Source organism: Sphaerisporangium melleum (genome assembly GCF_014646695.1).
Lineage (GTDB): Bacteria > Actinomycetota > Actinomycetes > Streptosporangiales > Streptosporangiaceae > Sphaerisporangium > Sphaerisporangium melleum.
Genome location: NZ_BMNT01000020.1, coordinates 141,454 through 157,038, shown reverse-complemented (window position 1 = coordinate 157,038; position 15,585 = coordinate 141,454). Strand labels below are relative to the sequence as shown.

Annotated in this window: 19 protein-coding genes; 11 read left to right on the top strand and 8 right to left on the bottom strand. The window is 69.7% G+C overall.

Features of this window, described 5'->3' with window-relative positions; translation table 11 throughout:
- Positions 1–281: ArsR/SmtB family transcription factor (locus IEY93_RS38300; RefSeq protein WP_229691264.1), on the bottom strand; the 281-nt coding region annotated here is incomplete at its 3' end.
- A 140-nt stretch (positions 282–421) separates the two neighbouring features.
- Positions 422–820 (bottom strand): hypothetical protein, encoded by a 399-nt coding sequence (locus tag IEY93_RS19175; protein ID WP_189164450.1) that lies wholly within the window; start codon positions 818–820, stop codon positions 422–424.
- A 493-nt stretch (positions 821–1,313) separates the two neighbouring features.
- Between IEY93_RS19175 and lpdA the strand changes: the two genes are divergently transcribed.
- The 4 genes from lpdA (at position 1,314) to IEY93_RS19155 (ending at position 4,127) form a co-directional block, all read left to right on the top strand.
- Positions 1,314–2,714: a dihydrolipoyl dehydrogenase gene (gene lpdA / locus IEY93_RS19170; protein ID WP_189164449.1), complete on the top strand. Its 1,401-nt coding sequence runs from the start codon at positions 1,314–1,316 to the stop codon at positions 2,712–2,714.
- A 114-nt stretch (positions 2,715–2,828) separates the two neighbouring features.
- Entirely contained in the window at positions 2,829–3,326 is a 498-nt protein-coding gene (locus tag IEY93_RS19165; protein ID WP_189164448.1) for an RICIN domain-containing protein, read from the top strand.
- Positions 3,326–3,826, top strand: a complete 501-nt coding sequence (locus IEY93_RS19160; protein ID WP_189164447.1) for an RICIN domain-containing protein — start codon at positions 3,326–3,328, stop codon at positions 3,824–3,826. The genes IEY93_RS19165 and IEY93_RS19160 overlap by 1 nt, the downstream gene beginning before the upstream one ends.
- A gap of 97 nt (positions 3,827–3,923) precedes the next feature.
- On the top strand, positions 3,924–4,127 hold the full coding sequence (locus tag IEY93_RS19155; protein ID WP_189164446.1) for a DUF6203 family protein: 204 nt from the start codon (positions 3,924–3,926) through the stop codon (positions 4,125–4,127).
- A gap of 186 nt (positions 4,128–4,313) precedes the next feature.
- Here IEY93_RS19155 and IEY93_RS19150 read toward each other — a convergent pair whose 3' ends face one another.
- Together IEY93_RS19150 and IEY93_RS19145 are read right to left on the bottom strand one after the other, a co-directional pair.
- The gene (locus tag IEY93_RS19150; RefSeq protein ID WP_229691263.1) at positions 4,314–5,591 is read right to left on the bottom strand and encodes an AI-2E family transporter; all 1,278 of its coding nucleotides are present in this window, start codon (positions 5,589–5,591) and stop codon (positions 4,314–4,316) included.
- Between the two features lie 180 nt (positions 5,592–5,771).
- A complete protein-coding gene (locus IEY93_RS19145; RefSeq protein ID WP_189164445.1) occupies positions 5,772–6,158 on the bottom strand; it encodes a hypothetical protein in 387 nt (128 codons plus the stop codon).
- Between the two features lie 235 nt (positions 6,159–6,393).
- Here IEY93_RS19145 and IEY93_RS19140 point away from each other — a divergent pair, with 235 nt between their 5' ends.
- Together IEY93_RS19140 and IEY93_RS19135 are read left to right on the top strand one after the other, a co-directional pair.
- The gene (locus IEY93_RS19140) at positions 6,394–6,966 is read left to right on the top strand and encodes a peptidylprolyl isomerase (protein WP_189164444.1); all 573 of its coding nucleotides are present in this window, start codon (positions 6,394–6,396) and stop codon (positions 6,964–6,966) included.
- Between the two features lie 168 nt (positions 6,967–7,134).
- Positions 7,135–8,016 carry a rhomboid family intramembrane serine protease gene (locus IEY93_RS19135; RefSeq protein WP_189164443.1) on the top strand — a complete coding sequence of 294 codons (882 nt, stop codon included), beginning with the start codon at positions 7,135–7,137 and terminating at the stop codon, positions 8,014–8,016.
- Between the two features lie 124 nt (positions 8,017–8,140).
- On the opposite strand, the gene IEY93_RS19130 is transcribed toward IEY93_RS19135, so the two are convergent.
- A complete protein-coding gene (locus tag IEY93_RS19130; RefSeq protein ID WP_189164442.1) occupies positions 8,141–8,386 on the bottom strand; it encodes a cell division protein CrgA in 246 nt (81 codons plus the stop codon).
- A gap of 252 nt (positions 8,387–8,638) precedes the next feature.
- Here IEY93_RS19130 and IEY93_RS19125 point away from each other — a divergent pair, with 252 nt between their 5' ends.
- From IEY93_RS19125 to IEY93_RS19115, 3 genes are all read left to right on the top strand, one after another.
- Positions 8,639–9,253, top strand: coding sequence for a class E sortase (locus IEY93_RS19125; RefSeq protein ID WP_189164472.1), 615 nt, complete (start codon positions 8,639–8,641; stop codon positions 9,251–9,253).
- 105 nt (positions 9,254–9,358) lie between these two features.
- Positions 9,359–9,517, top strand: coding sequence for a hypothetical protein (locus tag IEY93_RS19120; protein WP_189164441.1), 159 nt, complete (start codon positions 9,359–9,361; stop codon positions 9,515–9,517).
- Entirely contained in the window at positions 9,514–10,086 is a 573-nt protein-coding gene (locus tag IEY93_RS19115; protein ID WP_189164440.1) for an anthranilate synthase component II, read from the top strand. The genes IEY93_RS19120 and IEY93_RS19115 overlap by 4 nt, the downstream gene beginning before the upstream one ends.
- 496 nt (positions 10,087–10,582) lie before the next feature.
- Here the strand turns inward: IEY93_RS19115 and IEY93_RS19110 are convergent, their stop codons facing one another.
- Positions 10,583–11,473, bottom strand: coding sequence for a LysR family transcriptional regulator (locus tag IEY93_RS19110; RefSeq protein ID WP_189164439.1), 891 nt, complete (start codon positions 11,471–11,473; stop codon positions 10,583–10,585).
- 114 nt (positions 11,474–11,587) lie between these two features.
- On the opposite strand from IEY93_RS19110, the gene IEY93_RS19105 reads away from it, so the two are divergent.
- Together IEY93_RS19105 and IEY93_RS19100 are read left to right on the top strand one after the other, a co-directional pair.
- On the top strand, positions 11,588–12,034 hold the full coding sequence (locus tag IEY93_RS19105) for a nuclear transport factor 2 family protein (protein ID WP_189164438.1): 447 nt from the start codon (positions 11,588–11,590) through the stop codon (positions 12,032–12,034).
- A gap of 69 nt (positions 12,035–12,103) precedes the next feature.
- Positions 12,104–12,472 carry a DoxX family protein gene (locus IEY93_RS19100; RefSeq protein WP_189164437.1) on the top strand — a complete coding sequence of 123 codons (369 nt, stop codon included), beginning with the start codon at positions 12,104–12,106 and terminating at the stop codon, positions 12,470–12,472.
- Between the two features lie 234 nt (positions 12,473–12,706).
- Here the strand turns inward: IEY93_RS19100 and pknB are convergent, their stop codons facing one another.
- Together pknB and IEY93_RS38295 are read right to left on the bottom strand one after the other, a co-directional pair.
- A complete protein-coding gene (pknB, locus tag IEY93_RS19095) occupies positions 12,707–14,572 on the bottom strand; it encodes a Stk1 family PASTA domain-containing Ser/Thr kinase (protein ID WP_189164436.1) in 1,866 nt (621 codons plus the stop codon).
- Between the two features lie 82 nt (positions 14,573–14,654).
- Positions 14,655–15,585 (bottom strand): serine/threonine-protein kinase (locus IEY93_RS38295; RefSeq protein ID WP_506344920.1); only part of this gene is annotated, 931 nt, incomplete at its 5' end.

The window sequence follows — 15,585 nt, the reverse complement described above, 5'->3', positions numbered from 1 at the left end:
ACCGGGGCCAGCGCCGCCGGCGAGATCACATACGAGGCCGCGCTGGCCCGCATGATCCGCTCGGTCACGTTGCCCTTGCGCCGCTCCTCCACCAGCTCGACCAGCCCGTAGCGCTCCAGGGTCTTCAGGTGGTAGTTCACCTTCTGCCGGGGCAGGCCGACCTTGGCCGCCAGCGTCGTGGCGGATCCGGGCTCGGCCAGCTCGGCCAGCAGCCGCGCCCGCACAGGGTCGAGCGTGACCTCGGCCGCTGCCGGGTCTTCGATCACCGCCACATCCAGCATGGGACCACCATCCCACCGAAAGTATTAGTTGTCAATGCGGTGGAAGTTGTCGGACCGATAACCGGGAAAGGGGCTGGACGTCCCCTCCCGCGGCGACCGCCATGGGGCGGCCGCGCGAGGGAGGCGGGCGTCCAGAGTGATCAGGGGGTGAAGGTGCTGGAAGTCGTGGTGGGCGTGGTGGTGGCGGTGGCGGAGACCGGGGTGCCGGTCACGCTCGGGAAGACCAGGCGGATGTTGACGGACTGAGCCTGACGGTTGACGTTAGTGCTGCGGCTCACGCTGTGGGTGAAGTGGCGGGCCCAACTGCGCGCCCAGCTCCGGGCGAAGGTGCGGTTCCAGTTGCGTGCCCAGTTGCGGTTCCAGTTGCGGTGGCGGGACCGGTCCCTGGACCAGTCCCGGTAGTCGCCACCGCCGCCCTTGGTGATGCCGGCCGCCGCGCTCGCGCTGGTGGTCGTGGTCGCGGCGCCTAGGCCGAGCATGCCCCCCGTGAGCGCCGCGCAGACCGTCAACGTGCTCACGAACTTTCTGACCTTGGGCATTGCGTAGTCCCCCTTGGACGACTTCGGGTGCTTCGGAGCGACATTCAGGAGTAATGCCGGTGAATGCTGTGGTGACTCAGTGAGTCTGGCTACTTGTCTTGTTTTCCGGACCCGACGTCGGACAAACGAATAACTTCTGCTTTTGCTATGTGCTTAACCTCTTGTTGTGGTCTTCGATTCCATATTTCCCGACTTCGCCGGACATGCTGGCCTTGATCGCGTCCTGATCGGACGACGAGCAGGGGGCACTGCGGGCCTCTTCGGCACCGCATTTCGGAGAATTAGCGCTTAATCCGCATTAGGACTGTATCCGGGAGTGTGTCCGGGTCATCCGGATCCTCGGGACTTTCGCCGGGGCGAAGGGCGACCGGCAGCCAGGTGAATAAATGTCGGGAAATCACGACAAGGGGGGCGCGGATCGCTGGACGGCCGCCGCCCGCCCCGGCCGACCCCGATGCGGCACCAGGCCCGCGTACCACATATGGTCCGGTGCATGACTGCTCATTATGACGTCGTGGTTGTCGGGGCCGGCCCCGGTGGGTATGTCGCGGCCATCCGGGCCGCCCAGCTCGGCCTCAGCACGGCCATCGTCGAAGAACGCTACTGGGGCGGCGTCTGTCTCAACGTCGGCTGCATCCCCTCCAAGGCGCTGCTGCGCAACGCCGAGCTGGCGCACATCTTCACCCAGGAGGCCAAGACCTTCGGCATCCAGGTGAACGGCACGGTCACCTTCGACTACGGCGAGGCGTTCAAGCGCAGCCGCAAGGTCGCCGACGGCCGCGTCAAGGGCGTCCACTTCCTGATGAAGAAGAACGGCATCACCAAGTACGAGGGCCGCGGCGCCTTCACCGACCCGCACACCATCCAGGTGGCGCTCGGGGCGGGCGGCACCGAGACGGTGACCTTCGACCACTGCATCATCGCCACCGGCGCGACGACACGGCTGCTGCCCGGCACGTCGGTGAGCGAGCGGGTGGTGACCTACGAGGAGCAGATCCTCAGCGACTCTCTCCCCGAGAGCGTCATCATCGCGGGCGCCGGCGCGATCGGCGTGGAGTTCGCGTACGTGATGCACAACTACGGGGTCAAGGTGACGATCGTCGAGTTCCTCGACCGCATCGTGCCGCTGGAGGACGAGGAGGTCTCCGCCGAGCTGGCCCGCCGCTACAAGCGGCTCGGCATCGAGGTGCTGACCTCCACCCGGGTGGAGAGCATCGACGAGTCCGGCGAGAAGGTGCGCGTCACCGTCTCCCGCGACGGCGAGCAGCGGACGCTCGAGGCCGACAAGGTGCTGCAGGCCATCGGCTTCCAGCCGCGCGTCGACGGCTACGGGCTGGAGAACACCGGGGTCCGCCTGACCGAGCGGGGCGCGATCGACGTCGACGGGCGCTGCCGCACGAGCGTGCCGCACATCTTCGCCATCGGCGACGTGACCGCCAAGCTCATGCTCGCGCACGCCGCCGAGGCGATGGGCATCGTCGCCGCCGAGACCATCGGGGACGCCGAGACGATGGAGCTCGACTACGTGATGATCCCGCGGGCGACCTACTGCCAGCCACAGGTCGCGAGTTTCGGGTACACCGAGGCGCAGGCCCGGGAGAAGGGCTTCGCGGTGAAGGCCGTGAAGTTCCCCTTCACGGCGAACGCCAAGGCGCACGGCCTCGGCGACCCGGGCGGCTTCGTCAAGATCCTCAGCGACGAGCGGTACGGCGAGATCATCGGCGCCCACCTGATCGGGCCCGAGGTCACCGAGCTGCTGCCCGAGCTGACGCTCGCCCAGCAGTGGGATCTCACCGTCCACGAGGTCGCGCGCAACGTCCACGCCCACCCCACCCTCGGTGAGGCGCTGAAGGAGGCGATCCACGGGCTGGCCGGCCACATGATCAACATGTGATCCGCGCGGGCAGCCGTCGTGTCGGCCGCCGCCGGTCCGTCGCTAGGCGTGTACCTTCGACTACTGCCAGTAGTCGAAGGTGTGCGACGGGGGGATTCGAACACGATGCGAGGCATGTTCACCAGGGCGTCCCGAGGACTCGCGGCGGTCTCGGCCTGCGCGGCGGTCGTCGCCGGCGCGCCGGGCGCGTCGGCCGCGGCGGGCGCCGCCGGGCCCGGGCCGATCCGCAGCCAGGCCAACTGGCGGTGCCTGGACGCCGATCTGAACACCATCGCGAACAACGGCACCAAGGTCCAGCTGTGGGGCTGCACCGGCTGGACCAACCAGAAGTGGACCTACGACGTGCGGACCCACACGATCCGCAGCCAGTACAACGGCCGCTGCCTGGACGCCGATCTGAACACCATCGCGAACAACGGCACCAAGGTCCAGCTGTGGAACTGCACCGGCTGGACCAACCAGAAGTGGATCTACGACGCGATCAGCCACACGATCTACAGCATGTACAACGGCCGGTGCCTGGACGCCGATGTGGGCGGCATCGGGAGCAACGGCACCAAGGTCCAGCTGTGGACCTGTAACGGCTGGGCCAACCAGAAGTGGTCGATCTGATGCGACGCCACCTGCCCACCGCCGCGCGGGTCCTGCTGGTCGTGGCCGGAGCCGCCGCCGTGGCCGGCGGCCCCTCCGGCGCCTTCGCGACCACCTCGGGGACCGGGCCCATCCACAACCGCGCCGACGGCCGTTGCCTGGACGCCGACCTCGGCCGCATCGGCGGCAACGGCACCCGCATCCAGCTGTGGGACTGCAACGGCTGGGCCAACCAGAAGTGGACCTACGACCCGGCGACGCACACGATCAGGAGCCTGGTCAACGGGAGATGCCTGGACGCCGACCAGGGCAACCTCAGAAGGAACGGCACCCGGGTGCAGTTGTGGGACTGCAACGGCCGCGCCAACCAGCAGTGGCTGTACGACCGGCACAGCCAGACGGTCTACAGCCTCGCCAGCGGGCGCTGCCTGGACGCCGACCTCAAGGGCGTGGGCAGCAACGGCGCCCGCGTCCACCTGTGGGACTGCAACCGCTGGGCCAACCAGAAGTGGAGGCTGTGAGCCGGACGCGGCGGTGCGCGGGCATCGGGTCCTCCGGCATACGGGCCGGTCATCGGGGTAGTGGAGGCGCGACGACCGGACCTGTCAGGAGGAGACGATGAAGAGACTGTTGCAGCTCGTGGTCACCCGGTGGCTGGCCCGTACGCCGTTCGGGCTCGTCGTCCTCGGCGTCGGATGGTGGTTCATGCGCAAGCGCCGCGGCGGGCGGCCCGAAGACCGCAAGGACGTGCTCCGTGAGCCCGGCCGTTCCTCCCGCAACCCCTACGCCTGGCACGGCCCCGCCCAGCGCGACCGCCGGTAGGCCTTCGCCTCAAGGCCGCCATGAGCCGCCGAGCGTAGCGAGGCCGAACAACACTGCTCGAGGCGCGGCGGTGTCCTGAGGAGGAGTGAGCGAGTGCGAGGAACGAGTGCTCGTGAACGACGACGAAGGGCGCCGCCTCAAGGGCGCCACGGGCCGCCGAGCGTAGCGAGGCCGAATAACACCGTCTCAGACGCGCTCCTGGCGGGGGAAGACCACCTCGCGCACCAGGAGCAGCACCGCGGCGGCGAGCGGGATGCCGAGCAGCGCGCCCACGATGCCGAGCAGGGCCCCGCCGAGCAGCGCGCCGATGATGGTGGCGATCGGCGGCACGTCCACCGACGACTTGAACACCGGCGGCGAGATCACGTAGTTCTCGATCTGCTGGTACACGATGAAGAAGATCACGCAGGCGATGCCGACCTGGATCGAGGTCAGGAAGCCGACCCCGGAGGCGACCACCGCGCCGACCACCGCGCCGACCATGGGGATGAGGTCGGTGACGGCCACGAAGATCGCCAGGGCGAGCGCGTACGGCACGCCGAGCACCGACAGGAACAGGAACGTCACGATGCCCGCGATGAGGGAGATGATCAGGTTCCCGGCCACGTAGCCGCCGATCTGCCTGATGATCTCGTCGCCGAACAGCCGCACCCGGGTGCGCCGCGAGCGCGGCACCAGCCGGTAGGCGGTCTCCTTGATCGAGTGCAGCGAGCCGAGGAAGTACAGGGTCAGCACCAGCACGGTGAGCCCGCTGAACAGCGCGCTGATCACGATCCCGGCCACCCCGAGCAGGCCGCCGAACATCTGGCTCGCCAGGTCGCCGCTGGTCACGTACTGCTGCAGCTTGGAGAGCACCTGGTAGCGGTCGTCTATGGTGCGGATGAGCGGGTGGTTCTGGAGTTGCTGGACGTACTCCGGCAGGTGCTGGACGAACCCCGTGGTCTGCTCGGTGAGCGGCGGCACGACGGCCAGGCCGAAGACCACGAAGAACGCGATGACCCCGCCGAAGACGATGGCGATGGCCGTCCGGCGCGACAGGTTGCGGCGCTGCAGGGCCTCCACGGCCGGGTTCAGGCCGATCGCGAGGAAGAGCGAGATGATGATCAGGACGAGGGCCGACCCCGCGGAGGCGATCGCCTGGACGAGCAGCCAGGCGGTGAGCACGCCGAGAGCGGCGGTCAGGCCGAACAGGAACGGGTTGCCGCGCAGCGGCCGGCCGGGACGTCCGAAGGGCTGCTCGAAGTCCTTCGGGTCGACCCGGCCGAGCTCGCCCGGGTCCGTCTTCGTGGTGTCCCCGGGCCCGGCCTTCGTGGCCGTGCCCGTGGTGCCGCCGGCGGCCTTGGCGGGCCGGTCGTCCGGTGCCACGTCCGGGGTGGGGACGGTGGCCGGGCCGGCGTCGTCGGCGGGGAACGAGGGGAAGACGCTCGCGATGTCGGAACGCTCGGTGCTGCCAGTGTCGGACACGCGTGCCTGCTGCCCGCTGGACCGTCGTTCAGTCCCGGTTCTCGCCTGATAAATGCCGACTTTTCATGATCGACCCGCCCGGAATGCGGGCGGAGCGTCGCGCACCCGCGACGACACGAGGAAACGGCGGAGCGCCCCCTGGACGGGCCAGAGGGCGCTCCGCCGTACCGGTCGGTCACATCAGAACGTGCCGCGCGAGGCCTCGTCGCCCCGCATGCCACCCTCCATGCCGCCGCCGGTCTCCTCCACACGTTCTCCGGACCACCGGCTGGCGTCGGCCTCGGTGTCCTTCATCGTGTCGGCCCATTGGCGGGCGTTGTTGCGGTAGAGCACGATGCCCACCGCGCAGGCCGCGAAGCCGGCCGCCAGCGCCAGCATCGACCAGCGGCCGCGCCGCCTGATCGACGGCGCGGGGTCGACGCGTTCGGCCGTGCGAGCGAGGAACGCGCTGACCTTCGGCGCGATCTGCTCCTCGACCGAGTGCGCCGCCCGGTCGAGCTTCGGCGCGGCCCAGACGCGGGCGTCCTCGATGCGGTGCGCGGCCACTTCACGGGCGGTGTGTGCCATCGGACGAACCTGGTCCGCTCTCCGCATGGCCTGGGTCTTCATCCGACCCATCCGCGTGGCTGCCATCGGCATGACCATGCTCACGCGGCGTTTCTTCAGTGTCAGGGACACGACAACCTCCCCTGTGCCTTGGGGCCCCGCAGGCTCACCTTCCCGATGGAAAGCGGCTCAATCCTGACGCGGCGTGGGAGGATGCGGGGTAGGCCATTGCGCCATAGCCTGCGAAACATCGCAAATGCCACAGCTAACCGACATATCGAAGGGGGCAGTCCTCGTGGCTGAGAACCTCATCGCGAAGCTGCGCACCACTCTCGGTGACATCAAGCTTCGTCTCTTCCCGGACCACGCGCCGAAGACCGTGCGCAACTTCGTGGAGCTCGCCGAGGGCTCCCGGGAGTGGACCCACCCGGAGACCGGGGAGAAGAGCACCGACAAGCTGTACGACGGCACGATCTTCCACCGGGTCATCGAGGGCTTCATGATCCAGGGCGGCGACCCGCTCGGCCGGGGCATCGGCGGCCCGGGCTACGAGTTCGACGACGAGATCCACCCCGACCTGTACTTCAACCGCCCCTACCTGCTCGCCATGGCCAACGCCGGCAAGCGCTTCGGCAAGGGCACCAACGGGTCGCAGTTCTTCATCACGGTCGTCCCCACCCCGCACCTCAACGGCAAGCACACGATCTTCGGCGAGGTGATCGAGGGCCAGGACGTCGTGGACGCGATCGCCAAGACGCAGACCCGGCAGGACCGCCCGCTCACCGACGTGGTCCTCCAGGAAGTCGTGATCGAGCGCGTTCAGTCCTGACACCGGCTCCGCGGCGGCCCCGCACCCGGGGCCGCCGGAGGGCTCCCGTCTCTTTTCGCTCAGGGCTGGATCGTGGGTGGATAGGGCCGCCGGGGCGCCGCGCACCCGGTGCGGTGCATAGGGTGGCAGTGGGCAAGCGCGCACAGCTGAAGGGGCCGCGAAGAGGCGATGAGCACTCAGCCAGACCACCCGATCCCGTCGGACCGGCCGGAGGGCCAGGCCCAGCCCGGCCCCCATGACGCCGTCCCCACCTGCTACCGGCATCCCGACCGCGAGACGTACGTGCGCTGTCAGCGGTGCGAGCGGTCCATCTGCCCCGACTGCATGCGGGCGGCCTCGGTGGGCCACCAGTGCGTCGAGTGCGTGCACGAGGGCAACCGCTCCGTCCGCCGCGCCGAGGCGCCCTTCGGCGGCCGGCCGGTCAGCACGCCGGTCGTCACCTGGGCGCTGCTCGCGATCAACGTGCTGGCCTATCTCGCCGAGATCGTCGACACCGACGCGGTGATCAACCGGTTCGCCATGTCGTCCTACGACGTCATGATGGGCGAGTGGTGGCGGCTGGTGACCGGGGCGTTCCTGCACTCGCCCCCGCCGTCGTACTGGCACATTCTGTTCAACATGTGGGCGCTGTACGCCATCGGGCCGCAGCTCGAGCGCATGCTCGGCTCACTGCGCTTCGCGGCCGTCTACCTGCTCGCCGCGCTCGGCGGCTCGGTCGCGGTCTACCTGTTCGGCGCGGTGGCCGTGGGGGCGTCCGGCGCGATCTACGGCCTGTTCGGCGCCATGTTCGTGGTGGCGCGGCGGCTCGGCTACGACGCCCGCGGCGTGATCTGGCTGATCGGGATCAACGTGGTGCTGACCTTCGTGATCCCGGGGATCAGCTGGCAGGGGCACCTCGGCGGCCTGGTCATCGGCACGCTCGTGACGGCGCTGTTCGCCTACGCGCCCGCCAAGCAGCGCACGACCGTCCAGCTCGCCACGGCGGCCGGCGTGCTCGTCGCCTGTGTGCTGCTGGTCATGCTCGTGCCGCCCCTGCCCCTGTGGGCCTGATCGTCCCGGGTCCAGAGCCTGTGGGCTGGGAACTTCCCCAGGTTGTGGATAAAACCTGTGGAAAACGTCACTCGCCGTAGGTGTCCCGGTGTGTCCGGCTCGGCCTACGGCGAGGAAACGCCTGTTACCGCCAGCGGGTGGACAGCACCACGCCGAAGATGATCAAGACGAAGCCCACCAGGAGGTTCCAGTTGCCGAGGGGGCCGATGACCGGGGCGGTCGGGATGATGTAGAAGACGGCGATCCACAGGATGCCGATGATCCACGCGACGACCATGGTCGGCGCCAGCCAGCGAGGGCTCACCTTGACCTGCTGCGTCTTCTGCGGCGGGGTGTAGACCGCCTTCTTGCGAGTGTGAGACTTGGGCACGGCTGCTCTCCTGATGGGGCCTGCGGGGTGTCGCGGGCACTGGCAGCCAGCGTAACGCTGGCATACGGAAGACCGGAGTAAGCCTAGTCGGCGAGAGCGGCGAACGGCGATTCCAGCGCAAAAAGTCGGTCAAGCGCCGATCGTCACCCGGACGCCGCGGCGAACCGTCCCTACGCTGGCTTGCGCAGGCGTGGTCCGCACGCCTCCTCCGCTACTCCGGATATGTCGTGATTATGCCTTCTGGCGGTGGATATGAGGAGCCTGCTGCGCACCTGCGGGGAGCTCTGCGTCACCGGGGGCCTGGCGATGCTGCTCTTCTGCGCGTACTTGCTGTGGGGCACCGGCTCCTACACCGAGGCGCAGCAGAGCCTGCTGAAGCGGCAACTCCGCCAGGCCGGCACGGCGGCGAAGCTCGACCGCATCCGCCTCGGCCAGGCCATCGCACTGATCAAGATCCCTCGCCTCGGGCGTGACTACGAGTACGCTGTCCTGGAGGGCGTCACCAGCGAGGACCTGCGCCGCGGCCCGGGGCACTACCCGGGCACGGCCGGGCCTGGCAAGATCGGGAACTTCGTTCTGTCCGGGCACCGGACGACCTACGCCGCTCCGTTCAACCGCATCGACGAGCTGCGCACCGGCGACGCCATCGTCATCGACGCCCGCGAGGCCCGCTACACCTACCGGGTCTCCGGCACGGAGGTCGTCGCCCCCGAGGACGTGGAGGTCATCGCCCCCGTCCCCAACCGCCCCGGCGCCCGGCCGAAGGAGGCGGTCATCACCCTCACGACGTGCCACCCCGAATACTCGGCGCGGCAGCGGCTCATCGTCCACGGCGTCCTGTCCGGCAGGCGGGAACGCCGCACCTGACGGCGGGCGCCGCCCGTCCCGGCAGGACGGGCGGACACCACACCGGGCGGCACGGGCCGCCCCTTGGCGAGAACGTCCAGCGGCGCGTGGAAGCGAGGCAGGCCGATGTACGGATGGCTGTGGCGGAACATCCCCGGCGGCACCGGGGTCAAGCTGGTGACGATGCTGGTGCTGGCCGGTGCCGCGGGGGTTCTACTCTGGTATTTCGTGTTCCCTTCCCTGGAGCCGCACATGCCCGTCGATCGGGCGACCGTGGGCCGATGAGCCGCGTGCTCGTCGTGGACAACCACGACAGTTTCGTCCATACGATCGTGCAGTACCTCCGCGAGCTGGGCGCCGAGTGCGACGTCCGGCCGCGTGACCATGTGCGCGTGCCCGACGCCGAGGGCTTCGACGGCGTGCTGATCAGCCCTGGTCCGGGCATCCCCGAGGACGCCGGAGTGAGCGTCCCCCTGGTGACCTTCTGCGCCGAGCGCGACCTGCCACTGCTCGGCGTGTGCCTCGGGCACCAGGCCATCGCGATCGCCTACGGCGGTGTCGTGGCCCGCGCCCCGGAGCCGATGCACGGCCGCACCAGCGAGATCCGGCACGACGGCAAGGGGGTGTTCGCCGGGCTTCCCTCGCCGGTCACCATGACCCGCTACCACTCGCTCACCGTCGTCCCGGACGCCGTGCCGGACGTCCTGACGGTCAGCGCGGTCACCGGAAGCGGGGTCGTGATGGGGCTGAGGCACGCCACCGCCCGGGTCGAGGGCGTGCAGTTCCACCCGGAGTCGGTGCTCTCCCGGCACGGGCACGAACTTCTCGGCAATTGGCTTGCCCAAATCGTGTAACGCCGGATGGGTTTGCGACGACTATCGGGTGAGGGTCTCCGCCGTCGCCCCCGAGCGGCGGAGACCCTCTTCTCCTGCTCGGCCGGCCGCCGCACCGCCCCGTCCCATCACCGCCTGTCGCGCCCCTCCTGGCCGAGCGCCGCCGACGGCCGGCAAGGAGCGCCCAGACGCTCGGACGACGCGTCGAGGCGGCCATGGACGCGCCTGCGCCCCCTCCAGAGGCCCTGCCGGCCCACGAACAGGCCCTGGCCACGGCTCGGCAGACGCGACGGCGGCTTCTCGGGGTCGAGGAAGCCAGGAACGGTGGTCGTCGCTGAGCATGATCGCGTGGCTGCGCCGGCGCGGCTGGTGCTGCCGGGCGTGACCACCCTGGCCCGGCTGGTGGCCCATGTCCGGGTGCCGACGAAACAGACTGCCCGGGAGCAACTCCAGGTCACAGCGGGCCTGGTTCCACACCAGTGGAGATCATCTTCCCGGCTGATCGGGACGAGCATGGTCACAACGAGATGGGGCCGAGGTCGGCGGCGGTCTGGGCCAGTGCGCGGATGACGGGCCTGTCGGCGGTGGAGCGCCAGGTCAGGGCCCACTGGAGGGCGGGGGCGTCAGGCATGGGCAGGAAGACGATGCCCGGGGGGTTGTTGTAGCGGGCGGCGATTTCGCCCAGCGGGTGGACGCACTGTCCGGACGCGACCAGGGAGAGGATCTCGTGGAAGGTCCGGGCGATGGGTCCACGGGGGATACGGCGGCCGGACGGGGAGCGGCTCGGGACCATGGAGGCGACCCAGTATTCGGGGGCGTCGGGGCCGAGATCGACGACGTGGTCGTCGGCGAGGTCCTCCAGCGACGCGGTGCCGCGCTCGGCGAGCGGATGGTCTGCCGACACGGCCAGTACACGGCCTCCGGTCAGCACGGTGGGGCCGACGGTGAGGTCCGGTTCGGCGACCGGTAGCCACAGCACGTTCACGTCGTTGTCCCCGGTGCGCAGGGCGGTGAACGGGGCGCTGCCGTTGATCTCGTTGAGTTGGACATCACTGCCGGGGTAGCGGGCGCGGAACACATCGGTGAGGGGGCGTAGTTCGTGTCCGGCATGGCCGAACACGCCCAAGCGCAGGGTCTGGCCCGCGCCCGGACCGGCCGCTTCGGCGCGGGCCAGCCCCTCGTGGAGAAGGTCGAGGGCTTGCTGCAGGTCTTCGCGGAGGCGCCGGCCGACCGGGGTCAGGGTCACGCGGCGGCTGGTGCGGTCGAACAGGGCCACGCCGAGGCGTCGTTCTTGTTTGCCGATGGCCTGGCTGACGCGAGCCTGGGAAACGTGGAGTCGTTCGGCGGTGCGGCCGAAGTGCAGTTCCTCGCAGAGAGTCAGGAAGATCTCGACGTCGCGTAGCTCCACGAATAACCCCTATGTTATCGATCGCCGCACGGATTCTACATTGTTCCGCTTCTGACCTGCCTCGATGCTGAAGAGACAGACCAAGTCCTACAGATCGACAGGCAGGAGCGACTGATGAGTGACATGCGGGCCATCGCCGATCGCGTCGAGATCGAGGCGTTGCGCGGGGAGATCACCGACGCGGTGATGATGCGTGACTTCGACCGTGTCGCATCGCTGTTCACACCGGAGGGCGCGGTGCGCTGGCCGCATATAGGCAAGGAGTTCGCCGGTCGTGCGGAGATCCGGCGCGGAGTCGAGTGGGGGCAGGGGCTCTGGGAGTTCTTCGTGCAGAACGTCCACCCGGGCGTCATCCGGCTGGACGGCGACACCGCTACCGGCCGTGCGTACATCCAGGAGTTCGGGCGGTTCCACGACGGAGGTTCGCACCTGAACTACGCCATCTACCACGACCGTTACCAGCGCACTCCCGACGGCTGGAAGTTCACCGAGCGCGTCTACGAGGTCAGGTACGGCGACTCCAGCCCGCTTGCGGGCTCACCGGCCCCGGCTGCGGTATAGGCGCGCCCCGCGAGTCGAAGCCCGTCACGGCCTCCTGTTCCACTGATTCGCCACGCAAAGGAGAACCTCATGAACCTCGCACTGTGGATCACCGCCGGACTCCTGGCCGCAGTCGCCTTGGTCGGCGGCATCACCAAGATCTTCATTCCCAAAGAGAAGCTGGCCGCGCAGCATGGCGGCGAGTGGACCCAAAACGCCACCGTCGCGTTCGTCAAGACCCTCGGAGCCCTCGAGCTCTTGGCCGCGGCGGGCCTGATCCTGCCCGCCGCGCTGGACATCGCACCGGTCATGGTGCCGGTCACCGCCCTCTGCTGGATCCTGCTGATGATCGGCGCGATGATCACCCATGGCCGCCTCGGCCAGTTCAAGCTCGTGATGGTGAACTCGGTCTACCTCCTGCTCGCCGCCTTCATCGCCGGAGGACACCTCATGGCCTGAGCACGGACCGAACGGGCGGCGGAGCGGGGGGCTCCGGAAGGGCGTCACCCATGAGCTCACCGTCGCATACGGTGCCCATGGAGCAGCCGGTCATGCCCAGCCGAGTCGTCCCGGGAACGCTCCGCGAACGCCCATGGCCGCTTGGGTGGACGGTACGCAGTGCAAGCTCGACAGGACGCGAACAGGCCCCTCCCCGGATGGGAAGGGGCCTGCGGCCCGCTGAGGGGCGGTACGTCAGTTGCCGAAGTCGTCCGGCGGCGGGTCGCTGAACGGGTCATCGGTGGTCGGATCGGTCGGCTCGTCGGTCGGCTGATCCGTCGGGACGTCGGTGGGCTCGTCGGTCGGGAAGGTCTGCTCCGGCGGCCCGGACGACACCACCAGCGTGATCGTCGTGTTCGCGGTGAGCTTGCTGCCCGGCGGCGGGCTCTGGCTGATGACGGTGCCCTCGGCGACGGTCTCGCTCGTCTGCTTGACCACCCGGACCTTGAAGCCGGCGCCCTTCAGCGTGGCCGTGGCGTCCTGCTGGGTCTGGCCGGTGACGTCGGGGACGGGGGTGGCGGCCTTCGGCACGTACAGCTTGACGATGCTGCCCTCGTCGACCTTCGCTCCCGCGGCCGGCTTGGTCTGGAAGACCTTGCCCTGCTCCTTGGCGGACACCACGTAGATCACGTCCGCGTTGAGCTTGTTGGCCTCCATGGTGGAGGTCGCCTCGTCCACGGTGCTGCCGATGACGTCGGGCACCGCGGCCTGCTTGACGCCCTTGGAGACCTGCAGCTTGACCACGGTGTCGCTCGAGACCTTCTCACCGGCGATGGGATCGCTGCCGATGACCGTGCCCTTCTCGACCTCGGAGTTGAACTCCTCGACGATCTCGACCTTCAGCCCCAGGCTCGTCAGCTTGGCCTGGGCGGCGTCGGCGGTCTGCCCCTTCACGATCGGGATCGAGACGGTGGTCGTCTCCGGCTTGTCGCCCCCAGAGGACAGGAAGGCGTAGCCCACGCCGATGAAGGCGCCGATCACCAGCAGCGGGACGAGGATCCACGCGGCGGTCTTCAGTGCGGTGTTGCCCGAGGACGCGCGGCGGCGTTCGTACCGGCCGGGACCCCCGCCGCCACCGACCTGTGTCTCCGCGTACTCGTACGGCGGGACCGCGTTGCCGTGCTGCGTGGCCGGGCCGACGCCCGGCGAGTGCAGCGTGCGGGTCTGCTGGCCGGTGTAGCCGTTGTTGCTCAGCGCCATCGTCTGGGCGGCGTCCACCGGCATGCCGCTCAGGGCACGCTGGATGTCGGCGCGCATCTCGGCCGCGCTCTGGTAGCGGTGCGCGGGGTCCTTGGCCATGGCCTTCAGGACGATCGCGTCGGCCCACTGGGGGATGTCGGGGTCGATCTGCGACGGCGGGATCGGGTCTTCGCGCACGTGCTGGTAGGCGATGGCGACGGGGGAGTCACCGGTGAACGGCGGCTGCCCGGTCAGCAGCTCGTACAGCACACAGCCGGTGGAGTAGATGTCGCTGCGGGCGTCCACCCGCTCGCCGCGCGCCTGCTCGGGCGAGAGATATTGCGCCGTGCCGATGACCTGCGCGGTCTGCGTCATCGTCGCGGCGGAGTCGGCCATGGCGCGTGCGATGCCGAAGTCCATCACCTTGACGTCGCCGGCCAGCGTGATCATCACGTTGGCGGGCTTGATGTCACGGTGGACGATGCCGCCGCGGTGGCTGTAGTCGAGCGCGCGCAGGATGCCGTCGACCAGCTCGGCGGCCCGCTCCGGCATCAGGCGCCGGTCGGCCCGCAGCACGTCGCGCAGCGTGCGCCCGTCGACGAACTCCATGACGATGTACGGCACGGGGGTGCCGTCCGTCATGTCCTCGCCGGTGTCGTACACCGCCACGATCGAGGGGTGGTTCAAGGACGCGGCGGACTGCGCCTCGCGCCGGAAACGGGCCTGGAAGGTGTGATCGCGCGCGAGATCGGACCGGAGCGTCTTGATCGCGACAACGCGGTCCAGCCGGATGTCCCGGGCGCGATACACCTCGGCCATGCCGCCGCGCCCGACGACTCCGTCGAGCTCATAGCGACCACCGAGTAGCCGAGGCTGAGTCATTTCCTGCACTGTCCCTTGCCGTTCATCTTGGGTACCGGCCCGCGCTGCGGCTGCCGGTGTCCATCATCGACCCCCCGCCGCATCACGTCTCCCCGTTCGGGGGGATTGTGGTGCTTGGGGATGAAGTGGGGTCTGGCGGGTCACTCGGCGTGGGGGTCGGTGTGGGCGTCGGAGTAGGTGTCGGAGTAGCGGACGGAGTCGGCGTCGGCGTAGGCCGCGAAGTAGGCGTGGCCGACGAGATTACCGTAGCCGACGGTGACGCCGACGGCTTGACAGACTTCACCGGTTTCGGTGGAACAGGCGCCACCGAGCTGCGCGCCGGAGTCGCGGACGGTGTCGGCCGCCCGGTCACCGGGGTCGGCGGCGCCGACGGCCCGCCGCCGTCCAGGCCGAGCTCGGGCAGGCCGGTGGTCGCCGCCAGCGCGCCGAAGCCGACCGCCGCCGCGCACCCCGCCACGGCGAACAGGCCGATGGCCCGGCGGCCGCGCCGCGGGCGGCGGTTGCCCGGCGCGGGGCGCTTCGGCTGCGTGGGGCCGGCCGGCGGCCGGCCGATGCGGGTGGAGGTGACCGGAGTCCCGGCCGGGGCGGTGCTCTCGTACAGCTCCGCGTAGTCGTCGAAGGAGCCCGGGGCGTCCGCGCCGGAGGGGACGGCCGTACCGGTCGTCCCGCCCCGGCCGGGGTCGCCGGCCGGGAGGTCGCCGCCGGGCGGGATCGGGGCGCCGGGCCGGTGGCCGGCCGCGCGGACCGCGAAGCCGGAGGGGTCGGTCAGCGTGCTGAGCCGCTCGTCGTCCACCATGGCCGGCGAGTCGCGCAGCACCATTGCCCGGTCGGCCAGCTCGCGCGCGGAGGCCGGCCGGTGCTCCGGCGCCTTGGCCAGCATGGCCATGACCAGGTCGCGCACCGGCGCCGGCACGTGGGCGGGCAGCGGCGGCGCCTGCTCGTTGATGTGCCGCAGGGCGATGGCGACCTGGTTGCCGCCGGTGAACGGCGGCTGCCCGGTCAGGCACTCGTAG